Source organism: Flavobacterium sp. HNIBRBA15423, from assembly GCF_052655965.1.
On record NZ_CP199751.1, the window covers coordinates 1,656,342 to 1,679,574 of the forward strand.

At 29.6% G+C, this 23,233-nt stretch carries 17 protein-coding genes, 1 tRNA gene and 1 pseudogene; 5 read left to right on the plus strand and 14 right to left on the minus strand.

The window, feature by feature from the left end; all coding sequences use genetic code 11:
- Positions 1 to 321: 321 nt before the first annotated feature.
- From ACULEV_RS07450 to porX, 14 genes and pseudogenes are all read right to left on the minus strand, one after another.
- Positions 322 to 2,124, minus strand: a complete 1,803-nt coding sequence (locus tag ACULEV_RS07450) for a reverse transcriptase domain-containing protein (protein ID WP_445458040.1) — start codon at positions 2,122 to 2,124, stop codon at positions 322 to 324.
- Between the two features lie 137 nt (positions 2,125 to 2,261).
- Complete coding sequence (locus ACULEV_RS07455) at positions 2,262 to 3,284, minus strand: BT4734/BF3469 family protein (protein ID WP_445458041.1); 1,023 nt, start codon at positions 3,282 to 3,284, stop codon at positions 2,262 to 2,264.
- Positions 3,285 to 3,593: 309 nt separating this feature from the next.
- Positions 3,594 to 5,741 (minus strand): cation:proton antiporter domain-containing protein, encoded by a 2,148-nt coding sequence (locus ACULEV_RS07460; RefSeq protein ID WP_445458042.1) that lies wholly within the window; start codon positions 5,739 to 5,741, stop codon positions 3,594 to 3,596.
- 309 nt (positions 5,742 to 6,050) lie between these two features.
- On the minus strand, positions 6,051 to 8,336 hold the full coding sequence (locus tag ACULEV_RS07465; protein ID WP_445458043.1) for a GH92 family glycosyl hydrolase: 2,286 nt from the start codon (positions 8,334 to 8,336) through the stop codon (positions 6,051 to 6,053).
- A gap of 3 nt (positions 8,337 to 8,339) precedes the next feature.
- Entirely contained in the window at positions 8,340 to 10,619 is a 2,280-nt protein-coding gene (locus ACULEV_RS07470; RefSeq protein ID WP_445458044.1) for a GH92 family glycosyl hydrolase, read from the minus strand.
- Between the two features lie 97 nt (positions 10,620 to 10,716).
- Positions 10,717 to 11,115: a hypothetical protein gene (locus ACULEV_RS07475; RefSeq protein ID WP_445458045.1), complete on the minus strand. Its 399-nt coding sequence runs from the start codon at positions 11,113 to 11,115 to the stop codon at positions 10,717 to 10,719.
- Positions 11,116 to 11,142: 27 nt separating this feature from the next.
- Positions 11,143 to 11,397, minus strand: a pseudogene (locus tag ACULEV_RS07480) (c-type cytochrome); the annotation flags it as partial.
- A 152-nt stretch (positions 11,398 to 11,549) separates the two neighbouring features.
- Positions 11,550 to 11,978: a hypothetical protein gene (locus tag ACULEV_RS07485; protein WP_445458046.1), complete on the minus strand. Its 429-nt coding sequence runs from the start codon at positions 11,976 to 11,978 to the stop codon at positions 11,550 to 11,552.
- A gap of 249 nt (positions 11,979 to 12,227) precedes the next feature.
- Positions 12,228 to 13,088, minus strand: a complete 861-nt coding sequence (locus ACULEV_RS07490; RefSeq protein ID WP_445458047.1) for a choice-of-anchor J domain-containing protein — start codon at positions 13,086 to 13,088, stop codon at positions 12,228 to 12,230.
- Between the two features lie 425 nt (positions 13,089 to 13,513).
- Positions 13,514 to 13,588: transfer RNA gene (locus ACULEV_RS07495), tRNA-Val, on the minus strand.
- A gap of 84 nt (positions 13,589 to 13,672) precedes the next feature.
- The gene (locus tag ACULEV_RS07500; protein WP_445458048.1) at positions 13,673 to 14,059 is read right to left on the minus strand and encodes a DUF4258 domain-containing protein; all 387 of its coding nucleotides are present in this window, start codon (positions 14,057 to 14,059) and stop codon (positions 13,673 to 13,675) included.
- Positions 14,060 to 14,179: 120 nt separating this feature from the next.
- A complete protein-coding gene (locus tag ACULEV_RS07505) occupies positions 14,180 to 15,376 on the minus strand; it encodes an alanine dehydrogenase (RefSeq protein WP_445458049.1) in 1,197 nt (398 codons plus the stop codon).
- A gap of 117 nt (positions 15,377 to 15,493) precedes the next feature.
- Entirely contained in the window at positions 15,494 to 15,907 is a 414-nt protein-coding gene (tsaE, locus tag ACULEV_RS07510; protein ID WP_445458050.1) for a tRNA (adenosine(37)-N6)-threonylcarbamoyltransferase complex ATPase subunit type 1 TsaE, read from the minus strand.
- Between the two features lie 132 nt (positions 15,908 to 16,039).
- Positions 16,040 to 17,593, minus strand: a complete 1,554-nt coding sequence (porX, locus tag ACULEV_RS07515) for a T9SS response regulator signal transducer PorX (protein WP_445458051.1) — start codon at positions 17,591 to 17,593, stop codon at positions 16,040 to 16,042.
- A gap of 419 nt (positions 17,594 to 18,012) precedes the next feature.
- Between porX and ACULEV_RS07520 the strand changes: the two genes are divergently transcribed.
- From ACULEV_RS07520 to efp, 5 genes are all read left to right on the plus strand, one after another.
- A complete protein-coding gene (locus ACULEV_RS07520) occupies positions 18,013 to 19,248 on the plus strand; it encodes an HD domain-containing protein (protein ID WP_445458052.1) in 1,236 nt (411 codons plus the stop codon).
- A gap of 105 nt (positions 19,249 to 19,353) precedes the next feature.
- Positions 19,354 to 20,370 carry a UDP-3-O-(3-hydroxymyristoyl)glucosamine N-acyltransferase gene (gene lpxD, locus ACULEV_RS07525; protein WP_445458053.1) on the plus strand — a complete coding sequence of 339 codons (1,017 nt, stop codon included), beginning with the start codon at positions 19,354 to 19,356 and terminating at the stop codon, positions 20,368 to 20,370.
- A gap of 10 nt (positions 20,371 to 20,380) precedes the next feature.
- Positions 20,381 to 21,769: a bifunctional UDP-3-O-[3-hydroxymyristoyl] N-acetylglucosamine deacetylase/3-hydroxyacyl-ACP dehydratase gene (locus ACULEV_RS07530; protein ID WP_445458054.1), complete on the plus strand. Its 1,389-nt coding sequence runs from the start codon at positions 20,381 to 20,383 to the stop codon at positions 21,767 to 21,769.
- A 55-nt stretch (positions 21,770 to 21,824) separates the two neighbouring features.
- Positions 21,825 to 22,613, plus strand: coding sequence for an acyl-ACP--UDP-N-acetylglucosamine O-acyltransferase (gene lpxA / locus ACULEV_RS07535; RefSeq protein ID WP_445458055.1), 789 nt, complete (start codon positions 21,825 to 21,827; stop codon positions 22,611 to 22,613).
- Positions 22,614 to 22,643: 30 nt separating this feature from the next.
- Positions 22,644 to 23,204, plus strand: a complete 561-nt coding sequence (gene efp, locus ACULEV_RS07540; RefSeq protein WP_445458056.1) for an elongation factor P — start codon at positions 22,644 to 22,646, stop codon at positions 23,202 to 23,204.
- Positions 23,205 to 23,233: the final 29 nt, after the last annotated feature.

The window sequence follows — 23,233 nt, forward strand, 5'->3', positions numbered from 1 at the left end:
CTTTGTTTTTATTCGTTCCTTTCAGACGTTATATTTTTTCTAATAGTTCTGCTAAACCGTTCCAATGATGTATATCAAAATTTGGTTTTGTCAGTTTGGTAAATTTAGAATAAAAGAAGGTAGTGCAAAAGTTTTTGTGAAATAAAAAAAGATTAATTTGCAAACGTTGGTTGCAAATTGACTCAATTGGAATGACAATGGAAAATTAATTCCGATATATGGTAAACTAAGATATTAATTTTTTGGATGTCGCGTTGTAAACGCTTTATTTGAAAGTAAGAAATAAGTAGGTACTCGTTGCAAACGAGCACCAGAGGGGTGTTAGTTGTTATCTTTTTTTCTTTCTAAAATTTGATAATAATAACTAAATGGCTTGTCGTATTTTTTATGCTGTCTATTTTCATCATCTCTTTCCGCGTTCTTACTCTCATCTCGTTCAAGTTTTTTTATTTTTTTAAAAAGATTGTAATAAAGTGCATTTCTGTTTCTATCTAATTGTTTAATTTGAATTTTAGAGAATTTATTTAACTCTAATTCCTGAAATCCATTTTTCCAACACATATCAGTTGATACTTCACTAAAATTGTCTAAACCAATTCGACCGACTGACATGCCAATTAGGCGATTAATGGCTGATTCTATTGCTGTTCCTTTTTCACATCTTTGATAGTTTTCTATGGCTTTAGTAATCTCGTTAGTAATTATTTTTTGTTTAGTTTGTTCTTTAAGAAATGAACGTTTTCTGACTCTCGTATCACAGTTGAAATTTATTTCATAACCTACAAATGCTATCCAAGGGTAATTATGCGGTTTAATTAAATTCGACCATTTGTAAGGACCTTTAGATTTTCCTTGCCAAAATGGTTTATAAGAAATACTTGTAGCATTCTGTTTAAATATTTCTTCTGGTTTTTTAAATGGGTGAGGAAATAGTTTTAATTTATTCAAAGAATCAACATATAGCTTTTTCGCTTCAACGCATTTGTCAAAATTCTCGTGAATAATTATCATATCATCACAAAACCTAATGTATAAAACATCTAATTGTTCCAATTTATGGTCAACGATGTTTAAATAAATATTAGCTATTAATCCAGATAGGGCACCACCTTGTGGCACTCCAATTCTTTCATTGGAAATACTTGCATAATGTTTATTTAATTCATTATCAACCCAAGGGAAACAACCTCGTTTTATAGAATACGAAGTCCAATAAGCTTCCTTATCTACATTTTTCACATTAATATTAAAAGCGTATGAATTTAGAAAACTTTTAAAAATATGAATAGGCTGCACTAAATTAATAGTTGGATTTTCCTCTTTGATTTCAACTATTAAATTTTGGAAAATTTCCAAAACGATTTTATGATTAACCGTGTCATAAAAACTTCTCATATCGCATTCAACAACAAAAAGTTCTTCTAACGAAGTGCTTTTTTTGTATTTAAGAATATCTTGAATACAGTTATGATGAGAAACTGTTTTTCCGTTTACTTTCTTTGAACGAAATGCATACGATGAATCTTTAAATTTTTTGTCTAGAAGATTAGTTAAAAATTTATTTGTAAGACTTAAAATTATCCTGTCATCTAAAGGGTACATCGATAAAGGACGACAGTCATTCTTATCATCTTTGTCATTAAATATTTTCTTGAGTGGTTTTTTGAGTTTAGGGAAAATTATCGGTTCTGAAACAGAATATTCTTTGGATAACGCAGATTCCTGTATTTTTTTTACAAATTCTTGAAGATTAATAAACCAAGTATCTGTAGAATTATTTTTTTTATGTTTTTTAATTGTCTTTAGTAATGAATAGAAATTTTTATCATTTGATGTTAAAAATTCATTAGTATCTCTATTTTTAACTCTTGAATGTTCTCCGATTTTTACCCATTTTCTTCTCGGTGGAAGAATTTCTTTTAAGGTTTCTAATATTTGATTTTGATAATTCTCAAATTCATTTGGATTTGTTTTTCCTGTATCAATATGGTAATTATAATTTGTGTCAGATGTTAATAAATGAAGTAGATGTCTTTTGTTTCTGGTTTTGGCAATTTTGACGCGAATTTTACAGAGTTGTCTTAAAATTTCGTTTTCATTAAAATAAGTATCAAATTCTTTCATAAATTTTAAATAAAAATGGAGTCCCTGTATACCGTACATAAAGCACGTATTGACAAAGATACTGACATATTGCCAATGGCTTCTTTTAAGCTCTCTGACGAAGCCTTATCGTTGTTGAGAGTGATATTCGCTCGGAACTAAAAGTTCTCCACCTTCGGTACTCCATTTTTTTGATATTTAGTTTTATAACCTTTTTTGTTAGCTAAATAAACTATTGATGCAAAAGCTACTTCCCCTTTTCGGTTTTCATAACAGTTCGATAAAAAGTTTTCACAATTTGTTTCGTTAAATTTAGCTGAATCTCTTTTACTTAATTTTATGAAATAGTTTTTGCCAACGTCAAATGTAAAAGTATTTGCAATTGCCATTGCTACTTTACACCAATCCTCATAACTATCTGTGATTGAACAATTTCTATTATTTAAAAATCTAATAATATTACTCATTAATTTTCTGTCATACGGATTGTTTCTATCTTGCGAGTTATATAAGGCATCTTTGTTACTGCTGAATTTTTGAACAATTTTCTTCTCTGAATTTGAAGTTGTAGTTTTTTCAAAATCTGAAATCTCTATTTCAAATTCACTAAAAATATCTTTAATTACAATTCCGTCATCAAATGATAAAAAACAAAGTCGTGTAATATCACTTCCGCTTGAATCTAATTCAATTTGATATTCTTTTAAAAAATAATCTGAAATGGTTTTAAACGCTACCTTATGTTGAAAATCAACAAATTCATTTTTTAAAGGTTTATTGTAATTTATACAGATTAATCCTTTGAAACCTTTATTCGATGGTGAACGCCAAAAAGAAAAAACATATTTATCTTTTTTGAGAATTTCATTTATCCTTTTCATTTCATCGTCAGATAGTTTATCAATATCAATAACTAAAAGAGACGTGTATAATTTTAAATTTTCTTTTTTTCTGTTTTTGTCAAATGTGGCTGAAAATGTTACAGCAGGTAATTTTTTTTTGTTATTATCGTAATATTCTTTGTTTCCTTTTTTTAATTCATTTCGTAAGTTTTCGACTATTGTTTTCAACTTGTCAGAACCAATGATTTGAAGAGTTTCTTGAACAGTAATTTCAGTCGAAATTCTCGACCAAGTATTTTCTTGGTAGGAAACAACAATATTTTTTTGTTCAATGTTCATTTTTGGTTATAGATAACTCTATTTTATGTCTGATATAATCATAAATTGTTTAGTATATATATGATTATATATTACAAATCTAACCTTTCCATTTTACACTTGCAATAGGTATTTTTACCTGTTTACATGTTTTTGTAAAAAGTAGGAGAGAAGTTTTAAAAAAGTTTACGGGAAACCATAGAAGGATAAAAATATTTTAAGAAGTTTCTTCTTGCAAAAAAGTAGGACACCATTTATAATTAAGAATGTTCTTAAAAAAATATCTTCTAGTGGAATATGTAATTACTCCATTTCAGGAGTATTTTTGTTTTATTTTCGTTTGAATAGTTTTGCAATCGTTTTTCCAATTTCGTCCAATTTTTCAAGCGGTTCCATAAATGTTGGGTTTTTCAAGTCAATTTTGGAGGTGTCTATTACTCCAGCTTGCATTGGGTATATTAAAATGTAACTGGTGTTTTTAAAGTATTTATTTAGATACAAAGGTATTTTTGTCATGTTACTGTGATAAGAAAGTTTGTCTTTTCTGCTTAGAACAATTATTAAATTGTCGTCTTTGTGAAAGTTTCTTGCCAGAATTAAAAAGTCGTCCCAATCATTAAAATCTTCAAATTCACATTCTATTGGATGTTTTAATTGAATATCTTGTATAAATTTTAGTGTCTCTTTTGTTGCATAAAACAATAGTTTTGCACCAGAATTTCTTGCTATGTTCCATACTTTTATAAGCCAAAACGGAAAGCCCATTTCTTTTTCTGCATTTTCAGGAACGATAATAATATGCCTTTTGATTGTCCCAAAGGGTTGCGCAGGTTTATAAATTAATGTTGTTGTATTGCATTTTGTTAAAATTCCTTCTGTAAGATTTCCTAAAAAAGAGTCGGAAATTCCTTTATTTACATGTAGTCCTAATATTAAATCTGTGATTTTGTGTTCTTTAGCTACACTTGTAATTCCGTTTACTATATTAAGGTCATAACGAAGTAATTCGTGCAATAAATTGTCTGTTGCCGAAGCTGTAATGGCAGCTTTACTTAAGATTTTTTTGGCTTGTTTGTCAGCCGAGCTGTGAATGGTATTATTGTCAACAATACTTAGCGCATACAAACCGTCTTTATTTTTCTTAGATTTAATAGTCACTCCTAGATTTATCAGCTCATCTGTTGTTTCAATATTACTGATTGGAATTAAAATTTTTTCTTGGTTTTCTTCATTATCTTCCGTTGTATCTGTGTTTTCTAAAAGTGCAATATTTTTAGCTCCTTTTTGAGCAACAAACGAAGCAATGGTGCAAGTGAAAAGGATCATCAATATAGTTCCGTTTAAGATGCTTTCACTTAATAAACGTATGGGTTCTCCTGTTTCTGTTTTTCCAATAATAATGTTATAACCCACTAAAACTGCTGCTAAAGTTGCAGCTGCTTGGGCATTACTTAATCCAAATATTAATCTTCTTTCGTCGGCAGAAAATTTATAAATTTTTTGAGTTATCCAAGCTGCTAGGAATTTAGCAGTAGTTGCCACAACAATCATTATTGAGGCTACTTTAATTGTTTCTAAATCTTTAAAAAAGGCACGGTAGTCTATTAACATTCCCACACCAATAAGAAAAAACGGAATAAAAATAGCATTTCCAACAAACTCAATTCGATTCATTAAAGGTGATGTATGAGGAATTAATCGGTTAAGTGCTAAGCCTGATAAGAACGCTCCAATAATTGCTTCAATTCCTGCCATTTCTGCAAGAACAGCACCTAGAAAAACCATAACCAAAACAAAAATATATTGGGAAACATTGTCGTCAAATTGTTTGAAAAACCAACGTCCTATGATTGGGAAAAGTAGCATAACAATCAAACCAAAAACAATAATAGAAATAGATAACCTTATCCAAAAAGCGGTGTTAACTTCTCCTGTAGTCATCCCAACAATTATTGCAAGAACCAATAGGGCTAATGTATCTGTTATCATTGTTCCACCTACTGTGATATTTACGGCTTTGTTTTTTGCTACTCCCATTTTACTAATTAATGGGTAAGCTATCAATGTATGAGACGCAAACATACTCGCCAATAAAACTGAAGTAGGTAATGAAAATTCAAGTAAATAAAGCCCTGCTAACATTCCTAAAATCATAGGAATAATGAAAGTACACAAGCCAAATACTAAACTTTTTTTACTGTTCTTTTTAAAGTCGCCTAAGTCAATTTCTAAACCAGCAAGGAACATAATGTATAAAAGTCCTGCTGTTCCTGAAAGGATGATACTACTATCTCTTTCCATTAGATTAATTCCGTTTGGTCCAATTACTGCACCAGCTATAATTAATCCAAGAAGATGAGGGATTTTTATTTTGTTTAGAATGATGGGTGCAAACAAAATAATGACCAATATTAAAAGGAATTTCAATACAGGATTTGTCAAGGGTAGAGATGTCTCAAATATGCTTAGCAATATCATTTTTCATTGTTTTTTATTTTTGTCGTATCGGATTTCTTAGACCTAGTTTACAACTTGTTTATAGTAGCATAAAGTTGTCATAATTGGGTTGTAATATGTGTTTTCTTTAATCTATTTCTTTCACAAATCTAAACTATCAATTTTACCCTTGCAATAGTTATTTTTATGTTTTTTATATGTTAGTTAAATTAGTTTGTTGAACCATTTAGATGCTAAGTTTAATCCTTTTATGAAGTTTAAAAATTTGCTTAAAAAAAGCTTAACAAATAATTATTCTGTTAAGCTTTTTAATAGTAGGATAAATATTGTTTATTTCTTAGCACTCATTACAAAAACGATTTTTCCTCCCTTTATAATTTCATCGTGTGTGATAAAATAGCGTTTTAGAGGTTTGCCGTTTAAAAGAATGCTCTTTACATAGACATTTTTATCGCCTTGATTTTGGGTTTCAATAGTAAAGGTTTTTCCATTTTCTAAATGAATTACCGCATTGTTTACTAACGGACTTCCAATTGCATATTCTTCAGAAGCTGGTGCAACAGGGTAGAAGCCCATGGCACTAAAAAGATACCAAGCACTCATTTGTCCGCAATCGTCATTTCCTCCTAATCCGTCTGGAGTAGGTTTGTATTGCATTTTTAAAATCTGCCTCACTTTTTCTTGCGTTTTCCAAGGTTGGTCTGCCCAATTGTATAAATAAGCCACATGATGAGCAGGTTCATTGCCATGAACATAACCACCTATAATGCCATCTCTTGTAATGTCTTCGGTTTCAGCAAAGAAATCATCAGATAAATGCATGTTAAACAAAGTATCTAGCTTTTTTGCAAATTGTTTTTTGCCTCCCATTATTTCAACCAAAGCAGTAGGGTTGTGAGGTACAAAAAAGCTATAATTCCAGCTATTACCTTCAATAAAACCTTGTCCGTGTGTGCTGTAAGCGTCAAAATTAGGTTTGAATGTTCCGTTGGCTAATTTTGGTTCCATAAAACCAGATGCTTTGTTGTAATTGTTTTTCCAATTGTTAGAACGATTTATAAACTCCTCATAAATATCTTTTCTATTTAGTTTTTTGGCTAGTTGTGCAATTGCCCAATCGTCATAAGCATATTCTAGCGTATTGGATACAGAAATACCACTTTTTTCAGCAGGAATATATCCTTTGTCTATATATTCTCCAATGCCTTCATAATTACGCTTTCTAGCAGTTGTAACACAAGCTTCTAAAGCTTTATTAAAATCACCTTTGTAAGTTCCTTTTAGGATGGCATCTGCAATTACTGAAACGCTATGATAACCACTCATGCACCAATTATCATTTGCATAATGACTCCAAATGGGTAACATTTGCAAACTACTTTGGTTATAATGTTCTATCATTGATTGCACCATATCGGCATTTCGTTTGGTTTGAACCAAATTAAATAAAGGATGTAAAGTTCTATAAGTATCCCAAAGTGAAAAGGTGGTATAATTTGTAAAACCATCAGCTTGATGTATATCTTGGTCTAAGCCTTTGTATTCACCATTTATATCTTCATAAACTGTTGGAGTAATGAAAGTATGATACATAGCAGTATAAAAATTGATTTTATCCTCTAATGTAGCTTCTACCTGAATTTTATTTAATTCTTTGTTCCAATTTTCTTGTGTTTGTTCTTTTACTTTTTCAAAATCCCAATGTGAAATTTCTGATTTCATATTTGCAATTGCATTTTTTTGGCTAACAGGAGATAATGAAAATTTTATTTTTACTTTTTCATTTTCTTCGGTATCAAAATCGAAGTACATTCTAATTTTTTTACCAGCAATTTCTGGAAAGTTATCTTCTTGATTGAATTTTCTCCAAAAACCACGATAGACTTGTTTTTCATCAAAATTTTTCTGTCCGTAATTTTTAAATGGTTTTGAAAAGCTCATCGCAAAATATACTGTTCTTGTTCTTGCCCAACCACTAGTTTGTTTATATCCAGTAACTAAGGTGTCATTTACTACTCGAACATAAGTCCAAACATTTTTTTCATCATAATTATAAATGCCTGCCATTAAATCTAAAATGATGTGTGCTTCATCAGATTTTGGAAAAGTATATTGATGCATTCCAACTCTTGTGGTTGCAGTAAGTTCAGCAATAATGTTATTATCATCTAATTTTACTTTATAATAACCTGCTTGTGCAGTTTCATTAGCATGTGAAAATGCAGATCGAAATCCATTTTCAGGTTTATCTGCGGTTCCTGGATTTAATTGTAATTTTCCAGTTGTTGGCATGATTAAAAAATCACCTAAATCGGAATGCCCTGTTCCACTAAAATGAGTATGGCTGAAACCAACAATAGTTTTATCGTCATATTGATAACCAGCACAATATTTATACACATCTGGGTTGTATTTTCCGTTTACAGAATAGGGAATAGTATCTGTATCTGGACTTAATTGTACCATACCAAATGGTGCTGTAGCTCCAGGATAAACATGTCCCATGCGTTGTGTACCAATTATTGGTTTTACGTATTGTTTTAAATTTTGATCTGATTTTTGTGCAAAAAATGAAAGTGAAAAAAAACAAACTAATGTGGAAAATAATGTTTTCATGTTTTATTTATTTGTAGATAATGAAAAAGGGAAAGAATCCTCTGTTGTTCCTCTTTTTTTATTAGGAATGTTATTCATTATAAAATTGAATGAGCCACCATTTATTATGTCTTCGTGACTTATCCAGTTCTTTTTGTGCTCTTTACCGTTTAATTTTACTTTTTCAACATATTTGTTCTCATCACTGTTATTAGGTGCGTTAATGACAAATTGTTTTCCGTTTTCTAAGTTTAGGGTTATTTTTTTGAATAAAGGTGTTCCTAATACATATTGATTGGTTGCTGGACAAACAGGATAGAAACCAAAGGCAGAAAAAACATACCAAGCTGATGTTTGACCATTATCTTCATCTCCACAATAACCATCGGGTGTTGGTTTGTACATGCGTTCCATAACTTCTCTTACCCAATATTGTGTTTTCCAAGGTTCGCCCGCATAATTGTATAAGTAAATCATGTGTTGGATGGGCTGATTGCCATGTGCATACTGACCCATATTGGCAATTTGCATTTCGCGAATTTCATGAATGGTGCTTCCATAATAACTATCATCAAATACTGGAGGCATTTTAAAAACAGAATCTAGCATAGTAACAAATTGTTTGTGTCCACCCATTAATTGTGATAATCCTTCTATATCATGAAAAACACTCCAGGTGTAGTGCCAACTATTCCCTTCTGTAAAAGCATCTCCCCATTTTAAAGGATTAAATGGTTTCTGAAAGCTACCATTTTTATTTTTACCTCTCATGAGTTTGGTTTCTGGATCAAAAAGATATTTGTAATTTAAACTTCTTTTTTCGTATAAATCTATTTCTTCTTGCGGTCTGTTTAATAATTTGGCTAAACGACTAATTGCAAAATCATCATAAGCATATTCTAATGTTCGAGCAGCATTTTCGTTTACATCCACATCATAAGGAACATAACCTAATTTGTTGTAATATTCTACGCCTTTTCTACCAGTAGCTTGTGGTCCTTCATTGTTTGCTCCATGTAATAAAGCTTCATATAGTTTTTCTATATCATAACCTCTAATTCCCTTTACATAAGCATCTGCAACAACAGAAGCAGAATTATTACCTATCATAATATCACTATACGAGGGACTGCTCCATTCAGGTAGCCAACCACCTTCTTTATAATCATTAATTAGTCCTTCTTGCATTTCTTTATTGATAGAAGGATACATTAAATTTAAAAAAGGATATAAGGCTCTGAAAGTGTCCCAAAAGCCAGTACCAGCAAATCGATAGCCTGGCATTATTTTTCCAGTATAAGGACTGTAATGTATTATAGCACCTGAAGCATCTATTTCATACATTTTCATTGGGAAAAATAAAGTGCGATATAGGGTAGAGTAGAAGGTGCGAACTTGATCTATTGAACCACCTTCAACTTGGATTCTTTCAAGTGTTTTGTTCCAAGTATTCTTCGCTTTTTGTTTTACTGTATCAAAATTATCAGTGCCTATTTCTTTTAAATTGATTTCTGCTTGTTCAAAACTGATGAAAGAAGAAGCCACTTTGGCATTTACCTGCTCTCCTTTTTTTAAGTTTTTAAAATGAAGTAAGCCAGAAATATGAGAGCCAGAAAGTTCAGAAACATTCATTTTAGTTTTATCACTCCATACAGAACTTACATCAAACGATTTGTCAAAAACAATTACAAAGTAGTTTTTAAAATTATTTAATTTTCCTCGCGCATAACGAGAACTGTATCCAATAATTTTATTTTCAGAAGGAATAATTTTTATATAAGAACCTCTATCAAAGGCATCAATAACAATATATGCATTATCAGTTTTTGGGAAAGTAAAACGAAAAGATGCGGCTCTTTCTGTAGGTGTCATTTCGGTAGTTACATCATAATCTGCTAAATACACGCTATAATAATAAGGCTTTACGGTTTCAGATTTATGACTAAACCAACTGGCACGTTCTTCCTCGTCAACAGTTTCTTTCCCAACAATTGGCATCAAAGAAAATTGTCCATAATCATTCATCCAAGGTGATGGTTGATGGGTTTGTTTAAATCCTCTTATCTTTTTGGCATCATAAGTATATTGCCATCCGTTTCCATTATTTCCTGTTTGAGGTGTCCAAGCGTTCATTCCCCAAGGGAGCGCAATAGAAGGGTAGGTGTTTCCATTACTTAATTCATGACTACTATCAGTTCCCATTAGAGGATTAATCCATTCTACTAAATCAGTTGGTTTTGCAACATTTTGTGCATTGCTTAAAAAGGTAGTTAGTAAGATTACTTTGACTATATTTTTTATCATTAAAGAAAAATTAAATAGATATTGAATAGTTTCAAAGATAATTAATTATAACTTTTTTAGATATAAAATAGGAGTGAAGTTGTGTTATAAAATTGATTTAGGAGTTGTTTTCAATCTCAGTTTTAAGTTTATTTATTCTATTTTCTAAGAGTTGAATTGATTTAAATAGAATTATAAGGATGAATGATGCTATATAAAGATAAAAATTATTTCTTGCTAAACTCATATTTGACGATTCTGCTTTTAAAACGGAATTTTTGAAGTTTAAATCATATTTCTTTTCTTTCAGTTTTTCATTATTAGTTAAATCGATTTTATATTCTTTAATTAAATTATTATTATAATCAATTAATTCTTGATTTAATTGTAAACTTTTTTCTTCTTGATTTTTAAAAAAATCAAATGAATTTAAAATATTTATACCTACTAATATTATGATAATGAATATTATAAATCTTAAAAAGGAAAGGTAATCATGTTTTAATTCTTTTCTCATTGATTTTGTGAAATTATATTTAATAGTTTAATTTTTGCAATATTCAATCAATTGATTAATTTCCATTATAGAAAGTTTATTGTTCCAAGTTATTTTATGATAGTCTATTTTAAATTCACTCATTTTTGTAGTATCTAGTTTTTCATACTTTTGGCTAAGCCAATTAATGAATTGTAAAGAATCTATGTTTCTTAAAGCTGGACCAGTAAAATTTTTATCTAAGGAATGACAAGCCGCACAATTACTATTAAATAAGTGTTTACCTTTAATTGCTCCTTCTGATGAATTTGCACCTGTACCACAAAATTGTATTGGTTCTGGAGTTGCACAATTTAATTCTTTTTGTTGATTATTTTTTAAAATAATAACAAATGTAATTCCAAGTGTTAGAACTATAAAAAGAATAATATAAATAGTGATTGATTTTAGGTTATTCATGTTAAACTCATTTTCCAAGTTCCATTTCCTGGTCTATAAATAATAGGGATGATTCCAAATAAAAAGGTAACTTTATAATTGAATTTCCATTTACCTGAAATTTGAGTATGTTCATTATTGACAATTCCAGAATAGTATAATGTAGGATGCTTTTTATTTATTCTTTTTCGCTCTCCTTTTAAATTAGTTAACTGATAAGTGACTGGCATCAACTTTTTAAAAGTGATAGTATTTTTTATTTTCTTTCCTATAATAATTCCTGTTTCTTCCATACCACCAGTTGCTGTATCATCTTTAACTGTCCCTTTAAAATGTATACCATCAAAGTCTGTAATAATTATTGTGAAGAGTGTATGCTCAAAACCAATTAATTCTTGTATTTTTTCATCTTTGAATTTATAATAACCTAACCAATTTCCTAGCATTTTTTATTACTTAGTTTTTTAATAAATTCAAATATATTAAAAAGATTCATGATAATTAAGAGGGAGAAAGTAATATAAAACAAAAAAATCCTACATTTTTGTAGGATTTAATTTTTGTTAGTTATGATGCGTCAGATAGAGTTTCTAATCTCTAACCATTTCTTATGAAATTGGAAGATTATGCATCAGTTGAGCAAGAATTAGATTTTCTGATTAACTCTTCAATTTTAATTCTACTTTTCTATTTTTTTATTGTTTTATAAATTTTTGAATTTCTGTTTGGTCATTATAAGTGATTTTTATAATATAAGTACCTTTTAATAATAGGGATACATCAAACTTGTTCTCACTAACTTTATTTGGTGTTAGTTTTTTTCCAAGTAAGTCATAGAATTCAAAATTCATATTGGAATCAAAATTGTTAATAGTTATAAAATCCGTTGTAGGATTAGGTGAAATAGTGATTTCTTGGGTTTCAAATAGGATATTTGCTAAGGTATCAGTTGTAATATTTAAAGCATCTATGCCTATCATATCACCATTTGAAGCATTAGCACCAGCATCTGTTACATAATATCTGAATGCGACTCTACAATCTGTAGGCTGTGAAAGCCCATTAATGGTGTAAGTATAATTTGTCCAAGTATTAGGATAACCACTAGCAATTAAATTCGGATTTATTGTTAAAGCTAAAGTGGTAAAGTCTCCAACAGAACTACTTGATGAAGTAGGAAGTGCAGATGTTGGACCATTCAAACTTATTCTTAACTCTAATCTATCAGGCCAAGTTCCATGATGAGACCTTGAATAAAAACTTATTATATCGCCATTTTTTAAATTTATAGAAGGAGTAATTAGCCAATTACTAATTGTTCCAATACTTCCAGTTGATTGATAATTTACTGCTGCAAATGAACCAGTAGAACCATTGTAGGGTGAAAAAGCAGTTGTAGTTCCCCAAGAACTTGTACCAACAGGTTCACTTGAATTGTTTATGGTCCAACCACTTGTTCCAAGATTGCCAAAATTATCAAAATTCTCACTAAGAATGATTTGTGAATTAACTTTTATTAAAATAAAAATTAAAAATAAAGTAAATTTGTTTTTCATGTTTTTAAAATGTTTGATTAATGAATATTCATTAAATTTTCATTAATCAAAATGTATGCCATTTTAAAAACAAATCTTGCTTAATTACTTTTGTGTATAATTTTTCTATAGGTATGTAAACTGTGTATTGTATAGAATAAAGATATAAATGAAAAAATTTACATTTCAATTTTAATTCTACTTTTGTTTTTCTCAGTTTAATACATCGATTTTAGTTTCACATACTTCCGATAAACTAATTAATCATTGGTATTTTTTGTAAAGCAATTAGATTTTTGATAGTGTGATTATTCTTACCTTTTATATCTGTTGTAGAACTGATATAAAATTTATTTTTAGTTTCACTAATGTAGAATATAAATTGTAAGTTATATAAAAAATGAGTATAAACAAAAAATCCTACATTTCTGTAGGATTTAATTTTGTGGGCGATGAGGGGTTCGAACCCCCGACCCCCTCGGTGTAAACGAGGTGCTCTGAACCAGCTGAGCTAATCGCCCCAATAAATCACAACCGTTATTCCTGTATTGCGAGTGCAAATATACAAGGTTTATTTGTATCTGCAAGTGTTTTTGAAAAAAATATTATTTTTTTTCTATCTTTTCTAAGACTACTTTTGATGAGTAATTAATCATAGTAATGTTAATTTCTTCATTTTGAGTTGTTTTGCCTTCTATGACGTAAATTTTACCATTTTTATATGCCTGATTACTTTTTGAAAAATCTATATCTCCATGTTTTAAAGAGGCTCTAATATCGTCTAAATTGATCCAATTTTCTTCTAAAGTTGCTTTTGCTTCTGGTGAGAAATCTAATGATTTATTGCGAAGTTCTTTTAAAACACGACAATTGGGTAAATAACAAAATTCTACACCTTTTGCTTCAGCTTTTGCTCCTAAAAATTTGATTACAAAAAATAATCCTAATAAGAGTCCAAATAAATAGTATGCTAATCTATATTTAAATTTCATTTATTTTTTTTTGCAAATATAGTATTTTAGGTCTGCATTAGCGATAGAAATGGCATCCTTTTATTTTGTTTTTAAACAAAATAAAAGATAGAATGGATAGCGCGACCGAAAGGGAATGCCCTAGAAAACAATTAAATTAATATCGCGATGTTCTAAATTAAACCAATCTGCAATTGACTTGTTGGTTAATAAACCATGGTAAAAGTAAATACCATTTTTCAAGCCTCTATTGCAACGAATAGCACTTTCGATACCTCCATCTTCTGCGATTTGTAGTAAAAATGGAGTGATTATATTACTAATCGACAACGAAGCTGTTTTGGAATAACGTGATGGTATATTTGGTACACAATAATGAATAACGTTGTTTTTTATAAAGGTTGGTTTTTCATGTGTAGTAACTTCAGACGTCTCAAAACAACCTCCTGTATCGATACTTACATCGACAATAACTGCTCCTTTTTTCATGTGTTCTACCATAGTTTCTGTTACTACAATAGGAGTTCTGTTTTTTCCACGCATTGCTCCAATGGCAACATCGCAACGTCTTAAAGCTTTTAAAAGCGATTTTTCTTGAATGGTAGATGTAAAGATGCGTTGATTTAAGGTGTTTTGTAATCGTCTTAATTTGGTAATAGAATTGTCAAATACTTTTACGCTAGCACCTAATCCTAATGCAGTTCTTGCAGCATATTCAGCAACAGTTCCAGCTCCTAATATTACTACTTCTGTAGGAGGAACTCCTGTTATATTTCCAAATAAAAGTCCTTTACCAATATTTTGATTAATCATTAATTCGGCAGCGACATGTACAGATGCTATACCAGCAATTTCTGATAAAGATTTTACTGCAGGATAAGAGCCATCTTCGTCTTTTATGAATTCGAAAGCTAATGCAGTTATTCTTTTTGTAGCTAAGGCTTCAAAATAAGCTTTTCGTTGTGTTTTTAATTGAATTGCTGAAATGATTATCGTTTGCGGATTCATCATTTCAATTTCTGGTAATGTAGCAGGTTCTACTTTTAGAATAATAGGACAACTGAGTACTTTTTTTGTATCGTTTGTTATTTCTGCACCAGCATCAGAGTAATCTTTATCGGAATAACTCGAACTTTCTCCAGCTCCAGCTTCTATCATTACTCGATGTCCATGTGAAGTCATGGAACTTACAGCATCTGGAGTGAGGCAAATGCGTCTTTCTTGATAAGAAGTTTCTTTTGGAATACCAATGAATAACTCGCTTTTGTGCCTTGTAATTTCCAATTTCTCTTCTTGTGGAAGCAATTGCATTTTTGAAAACGGACTAAAAGTTGACATGTTGTTTTTTGTAAAGTTGAGCCAATTTAGGAATAATTTTAAACTTTAGAAAATAGAATTTAGAAAAAAGAAAATAGATTTATTTTTTACCCTATTTGTAAGTGTTTTACTTTCTTTTTAGTTTTTTAAAATTAATTCTCTTGAACCATCTTTGTTTAATTTCATTTGTATGCTTGCATGGTCAATAGGTATTAGATTTGGTGTTTTTTCTGGCCATTCTATAAGACACCAATTTCCTGAGTAAAAATATTCGTCGATACCCATATCATAAGCTTCTTCTTCACTATTTAACCTGTATAAATCGAAATGATACACAGTTTCTCCTGTATTTGTTTCATATTCATTAACTAATGAAAATGTAGGACTACTAGAATTATCTTGTACACCTAATTGTTTTACTAATTCTTTAATTAAGGTGGTTTTTCCAACACCCATTTGTGCATGGAATGTAATTACTTTTTTTAAACTAGGTGTAGTGAGTATTTGTTTGACTACATTTTGAATTTCATCTAAAGTAAAGTTTATAATCATATTTTATTTACTTGTTTTATTGATGTTATGATTAAAAGAGGTTGTCCAAAAAGTATTTTTTTGTCAATCTGTTCGCCTAGGCGAACAGATTGACAAGTTTCCTCACTCTTCGGACAGTCACTTTTAACTATTTTATTTTGGTTCCAAAACTAAGAAAGGAATAATCATTTCTTCTAATGAAATACCTCCGTGTTGATAGGTGTTACGATAATAACTTACATAATGATTGAAGTTGTTAACATAAGCCAGAAATAAATCGTTTTTTGCAAATATGAAAGAACTACTCATATTTAAAGTGGGAAGTCCTATTTTTTTAGGGTCTTTTACAGCATAAACATCTTTATCTTCATACGTTAAGCTTCTACCAGTTTTATATCGTAAATTTAAACTAGTATTTTTATCACCAATTACTTTTGATGGATTTTTACAATTTATAGTTCCATGATCGGTAGTGATTATTAATCTAAATCCTTGTTTTTGTGCTTGTTGAATCATGTCTAACAATGGAGAGTTTTTAAACCAGCTAACTGTTAAAGAACGATATGCTTTGTCATCTGAAGCTAACTCTTTAACTACTTCCATTTCGGTTTTTGCATGAGAAAGCATATCAACAAAGTTATAAACTATGGTTGTTAAATCATTTCCTTTTAATCCTTTGAAGTTTTCTGCTAATTTTTTACCATCTTTAAAGTTAGTAATTTTATAATATTCTTGTTTAATATTTAATCCTAAGCGCTTTAATTGTTCGGTTAAAAATTCTCCTTCATATAAGTTCTTTCCTCCATCATCTATATCATTTTTCCAATATTGAGGGAATTTCTTTTCCATTTCTAAGGGAGTTAACCCAGAAAAAATGGCATTTCTAGCATATTGTGTTGCTGTTGGAAGCATGGAATAGTAGCTTACCTCTTTTTCTAGCTTGTAATGATTGTTTACAATGTTTTCAAAAGCTTTCCATTGGTCATAACGTAAATTATCAATTACAATAAATAATATGGGTTTATCTTTTTTTCTAATTTCTGGAGCAACTAATTCTCCAAATAATTTATGAGATAGAATAGGCTTGTCACTTTTTTCATCAAACCAATCTTCATAATTTCGTTCAATGAATTTACCAAACTGAACATTAGCTTCGGTTTTCTGACTTTCTAATATCTCAACCATTCCTTGGTCGGAAATATTTTCAAGTTCCATTTCCCAATAAACTAATCTTTTGTAAAGTTCTATCCAATCTTCAAAAGAACGTACCATAGCCATATCCATAGCAATTTTACGAAACTCTTTTTGGTAATCTAAAGAGGTTTTTTCAGAAATTAATCTAGAATGGTCTAGATTTTTCTTCAAACTCAATAGAATTTGATTTGGATTTACGGGTTTTATTAAATAGTCGGCTATTTTAGAACCAATAGCTTCTTCCATAATATATTCTTCTTCACTTTTAGTAATCATTATTACTGGTATTGAAGATTTTTTTTCTTTTATTTCTGATAAAGTTTCTAAACCACTTAAACCAGGCATATTTTCGTCTAAAAATACAATATCATAATTGTTTTCTTCAAATAAATCTATAGCATCTTGTCCGTTATTACAAGTTGTTACTTCATAGTTTTTCTTTTCTAAAAATAGTATGTGTGGCTTTAAAAGATCTATTTCATCATCAACCCAAAGTATCTTTATTTTGTTCATTTATATAAAATTTTACGCAATTTAATACTTAATAAACGAGTATTGCATTAAAAATTGTATAAAAAGAATACTTTTAGGAAATTTTAACTACTTGTTCTAAAATTTATTTTTTCAATTGTACTCACATACACTCATTTTTTAATTTTATAATGACAAATAATGATTGATATCCAAGTAAATAAAAAAACAATTTGATGAGTAACAGTTAGATATTTTGTCTTAATAAGGAAATAATTTTATTTTTTAATTAATTGATATTTATTCCATTAACTGAAAATATTAGTTTATAATTGGTAGTAAACATTCAACTGTTAAAATTAAAATTTTGAGTTTTGTATTTTTTTTTGAAAAGAAGATTAAACGAAGAGGTTATATACAATACTTTCAAAAGTTCTATATTTGTTATAAAATTAAAATAAGTGAACGCTACTAATAAGCTTAAAATATTTAACGATCCTATATATGGATTTATAAATATTCCGAATACCTTAATATATGATTTAATACAACATCCTTATTTTCAGAGATTAAGACGTATTTCGCAAATGGGAATGACTTATTTGGTTTACCCTGGAGCGCATCATACTCGTTTTCATCATGCATTAGGTTGTTTGCATATTATGCAAAAAGCTGTACAAACATTAAAATTTAAAGAGGTTTCCATCTCTGAAGAAGAGGAAAATGCATTATATATTGCTATTTTGTTACATGATATTGGTCACGGACCTTTTAGTCATGCTATGGAACATAGTATTGTTGAAGATGTGCATCATGAACAACTTTCATCATTGTTTATGGAACAATTAAACAAGGAATTTGATAATAAATTGGCATTAGCCATACAAATTTTTAAAGGAGAGTATCATCGAAAATTTATGTTGCAATTGATTTCGAGTCAGTTGGATATGGATCGAATGGATTATTTGCGAAGAGATAGTTTTTATAGTGGAGTAGCAGAAGGAAATATCAATAGTGAACGTTTAATTCAAATGATGAATGTTCAGGATGATTATTTAGTTATTGAAGAAAAAGGAATTTATTCTGTTGAAAAATTTTTGGTTGCAAGACGATTAATGTATTGGCAAGCCTATCTTCATAAAACATCAGTTGTTGCAGAATTGATTTTAACTAAAATTTTAAAACGAGCAAAAGAATTAACACATAAAGGGGTAGAACTTGAATCCAGTAAACCTTTACTTTTTTTTATGCAAAATAAAGTTGATTTATTAGATTTTGATGCAAAAATCTTAAATACATTTTCTCAATTAGATGATTATGATGTATTAAGTGCTATAAAAGCATGGCAATTTCATGAGGATTTTGTTTTGTCGAGTTTATGCAAAATGATTATTAATCGTGATTTGCTAAAAATTAAAATGATGGAAGAAAAACCAAATAAAAATATTTTAGATTCCTATAAATCTTCTTTTATGAAATTACACGATTTATCAGAGAAAGAAGTAGATTATTTTGTTTTCAAAGGGAAGATAAAAAATCAGGCATATAATAAAGATAGTGAGCCTATTAGAATATTGAAAAAAGACAAAACAATTGAAGATGTTGTACAAGCATCAGACCAGTTAAATTTGAAAGCTTTATCTAAGCCCGTTACCAAATATTTTATATGTTTTCCAAAAGTAACATTAGAAGCATAAGTATTTAATTAAATTTTATATTTTTGTCAAGATGTAATTGAGTCAAAAATGACATTTGATGACTAAGCATTTCCATTTTGCAAATGGACAACTTAAAATAACTGAATGAAATTTACAGCAGAACAAATAGCAGGTATTTTAGAAGGTGAAGTAGTAGGTAATCCTTATGCTGAAGTTTCTAAACTTGCCAAAATAGAAGAAGGCATTGAAGGTTCTTTAACTTTTTTAGCCAATCCAAAATATGTAAGTCATATCTATACAACACAAGCAACAATAACAATTGTTAATAAATCATTTGAGCCTGAACAAGTATTAACAACAACGCTAATAAAGGTAGAAGATGCTTATAAATCATTCTCAAAATTACTAGAATATTACAATCAAGTAAAATTAATGAAATCTGGTATAGAGCAGCCATCTGTTATTTCTGAGGATGTTGTTTATGGCGAAGGTTTATATTTAGGTAGTTTTTGTTATATTGGGAAAAATGTTACAATTGGAAAAAATGCTAAGATTTATCCAAATAGTTTCATAGGAGACAATGTTGTTATTGGAGATGATTGTGTTTTTTTTGCTGGTGTTCGTATTTATTCCGAAACAGTAATAGGAAATAATTGTACAGTTCATTCTGGTTCAATTATTGGTTCAGATGGATTTGGTTTTGCACCACAAGAAGATGGAACCTATCAAAAAGTACCCCAAATAGGTAATGTTATTATTGAAGATAATGTTGAAATAGGTGCATGTACTACAATTGATAGAGCAACATTAGGCTCTACAATAATTAGAAAAGGTGTTAAGCTAGATAACCAAATTCAAATAGCACATAATGTAGAAATAGGGCAGAATACAGTTATAGCAGCACAAACAGGAATAGCTGGTTCTACAAAGATAGGCAAAAACTGTATGATAGGTGGTCAAGTGGGTTTCGCAGGGCATCTTACAATTGGAGATAATGTTAAAATTCAAGCACAATCAGGAATTGGAAAAAATTTAAATGATGGTGAAATAGTTCAAGGAAGTCCAGCATTTAATTACGGAGATTTTTCAAAATCGTATGTCCATTTTAGAAATCTTCCAAAAATAGTAGCAGATATAGACAAAATAAAGAAAAACAATTAATTTAAAAATCATGGTTAAACAAAAAACCATTACAAACGAGGTTTCATTAACGGGTGTAGGTTTACATACAGGACAGCTTGTCAAAATGACTTTTAAGCCAGCTCCTGTGAATAATGGTTTCACTTTTATAAGAGTTGACTTAGAAGGTCATCCTATAATTGAAGCTGATGCTAATTATGTAGTAAACACTCAAAGAGGCACTAACCTTGAAAAGCGAGGTGTAATGATTCAAACTCCAGAGCATGTGTTGGCAGCACTTGTAGGATGTGATTTAGACAATGTAATTATCGAATTAAATGCTTCTGAACTTCCTATAATGGATGGTTCATCAAAATATTTTGTAGAAGCTATTGAAAAAGTTGGAGTTGTTGAACAAGAAGCAGAAAGAAAAATATATGTTGTAAAAGAAGTTATTTCCTATTTAGATGAAACATCAGGTAGTGAAATAACAGTTATTCCTAGTGATACATATACAATTACTACTATGGTAGATTTTGGAACAAAAGTCTTAGGGACACAAAATGCTACTTTAAAAAATATTGATGATTTTAAATCAGAAATAGCAGATTGTAGAACTTTTAGTTTTTTACACGAATTAGAATCGTTATTAAACAACGGTCTTATTAAAGGTGGTGATTTGAATAATGCTATAGTTTATGTTGACAAAGAAATTTCTACAGAAACTATGGAAAACTTAAAAAAGGCTTTTAACAAAGAATCTATTTCGGTTAACCCAAATGGCATTTTAGACAACCTTACTTTGCATTATCCAAATGAGGCCGCTAGACATAAGTTATTAGATATTGTTGGTGATTTATCATTAATTGGTACTCGTATTCAAGGAAAAGTAATTGCTACAAAACCAGGTCATTTTGTAAATACACAATTTGCTAAAAAATTATCAAAAATTATTAAAATTGAAGAACGTAATCAAATCCCAGTTTACGATTTACATAAAGAACCATTGATGGATATTCATCAAATAATGAAAATGTTGCCTCATAGACCACCATTTTTATTAATTGATAAGATTTTAGAATTAACAGATGCTCATGTAGTAGGATTGAAAAATGTAACAATGAATGAACCGTTCTTTGTTGGTCATTTTCCTGACGCACCAGTTATGCCTGGAGTTTTAATCGTTGAGGCTATGGCTCAAACAGGTGGAATTCTTGTACTAAGTACAGTTCCAGATCCTGAAAATTATTTAACTTATTTTATGAAAATTGATAATGTTAAATTCAAACAAAAAGTATTGCCTGGTGATACTTTAGTATTTAAGTGTGATTTAATCACACCTATTAGAAGAGGTATTTGTCATATGCAAGCTAATGCGTATGCAAATGGTAAATTAGTTGCTGAAGCAGAACTAATGGCACAAATAGCAAAAAAACAATAATAATTTTGTATATAGTTAATTAACCATATGCTTAAAAAAAATAAATTAGAAAAAAATGAATCAACCATTAGCATACGTACATCCAGGAGCTAAAATTGCAAGAAATGTAGTTATTGATCCGTTTACGACCATACACAATAATGTAATAATAGGAGAAGGAACATGGATAGGTTCCAATGTTACTATTATGGAAGGAGCAAGAATTGGTAAAAATTGCAATATATTTCCAGGTGCTGTTATATCTGCTATTCCTCAAGATTTAAAATTTGGTGGAGAAGATTCATTGGTTATTATTGGAGATAATACTACTATAAGAGAATGTGTTACAATTAATAGAGGAACTATAGCTTCGGGACAAACAAAAATAGGTGATAATTGCTTAGTTATGGCTACTGCTCATATTGCTCATGATTGTCATATTGGTAACAATGCAATTATTGTAAATGGTGTTGCATTAGCTGGTCATGTTACTATTGGAGATTTTGCAATTATTGGAGGCTTAGCAGCTATTCATCAATTTATTTCTATTGGAGAGCATGCTATGGTTTCAGGAGGTTCATTGGTTAGAAAAGATGTACCACCTTATACAAAAGCAGCAAAAGAGCCTTTATCTTATGTGGGAATAAATTCGGTGGGTTTAAGAAGACGTGGATTTAGCACAGATAAAATAAGAGAGATTCAAGATATTTATAGAATTTTATATCAAAAAAATTTCAATACTACTCAGGCATTGAGTATCATTGAAGCTGAAATGGAAGCAACTCCAGAAAGAGATGATATTATTCAATTTATCAGAAACTCATCAAGAGGAATTATGAAAGGCTATACAGGTAGCACAATATAAATTAGTTATTTAAAAATTAAATATATAAAAATGGCAAGTACTTCAGATATTAGAAATGGTCTTTGTATTAAATACAATCATGACATTTATAAAATTATAGAATTTTTACATGTAAAGCCAGGTAAAGGACCAGCTTTCGTTAGAACGAAATTAAAATCGTTAACAAATGGAAAAGTATTAGATAATACTTTCTCTGCAGGACATAAAATAGATGTAGTTCGTGTAGAAACACACACTTTTCAATATTTATATGCAGAAGGTCAAGATTTTCATTTTATGAATACTGAAACTTTTGAACAAATTTCTTTAAATAGAGATGTTTTAGATGCTCCAGATTTATTAAAAGAAGGTGAAAATGTAATGATTCAGATTAATACAGAAACAGATTTACCATTATCTGTTGATATGGCCGCTTCAGTAATTCTTGAAGTAACTTACACAGAACCAGGTGTAAAAGGAAATACAGCTACAAATGCTACAAAACCAGCTACTGTGGAAACAGGTGCAAGTGTAAATGTTCCTTTGTTTATTAACGAAGGTGACAAAATTAAAATTGATACAGCTTCAGGAAAATACATGGAGCGTGTATAATTGAGTAAAGTGTAAAAAGTGATTAATAA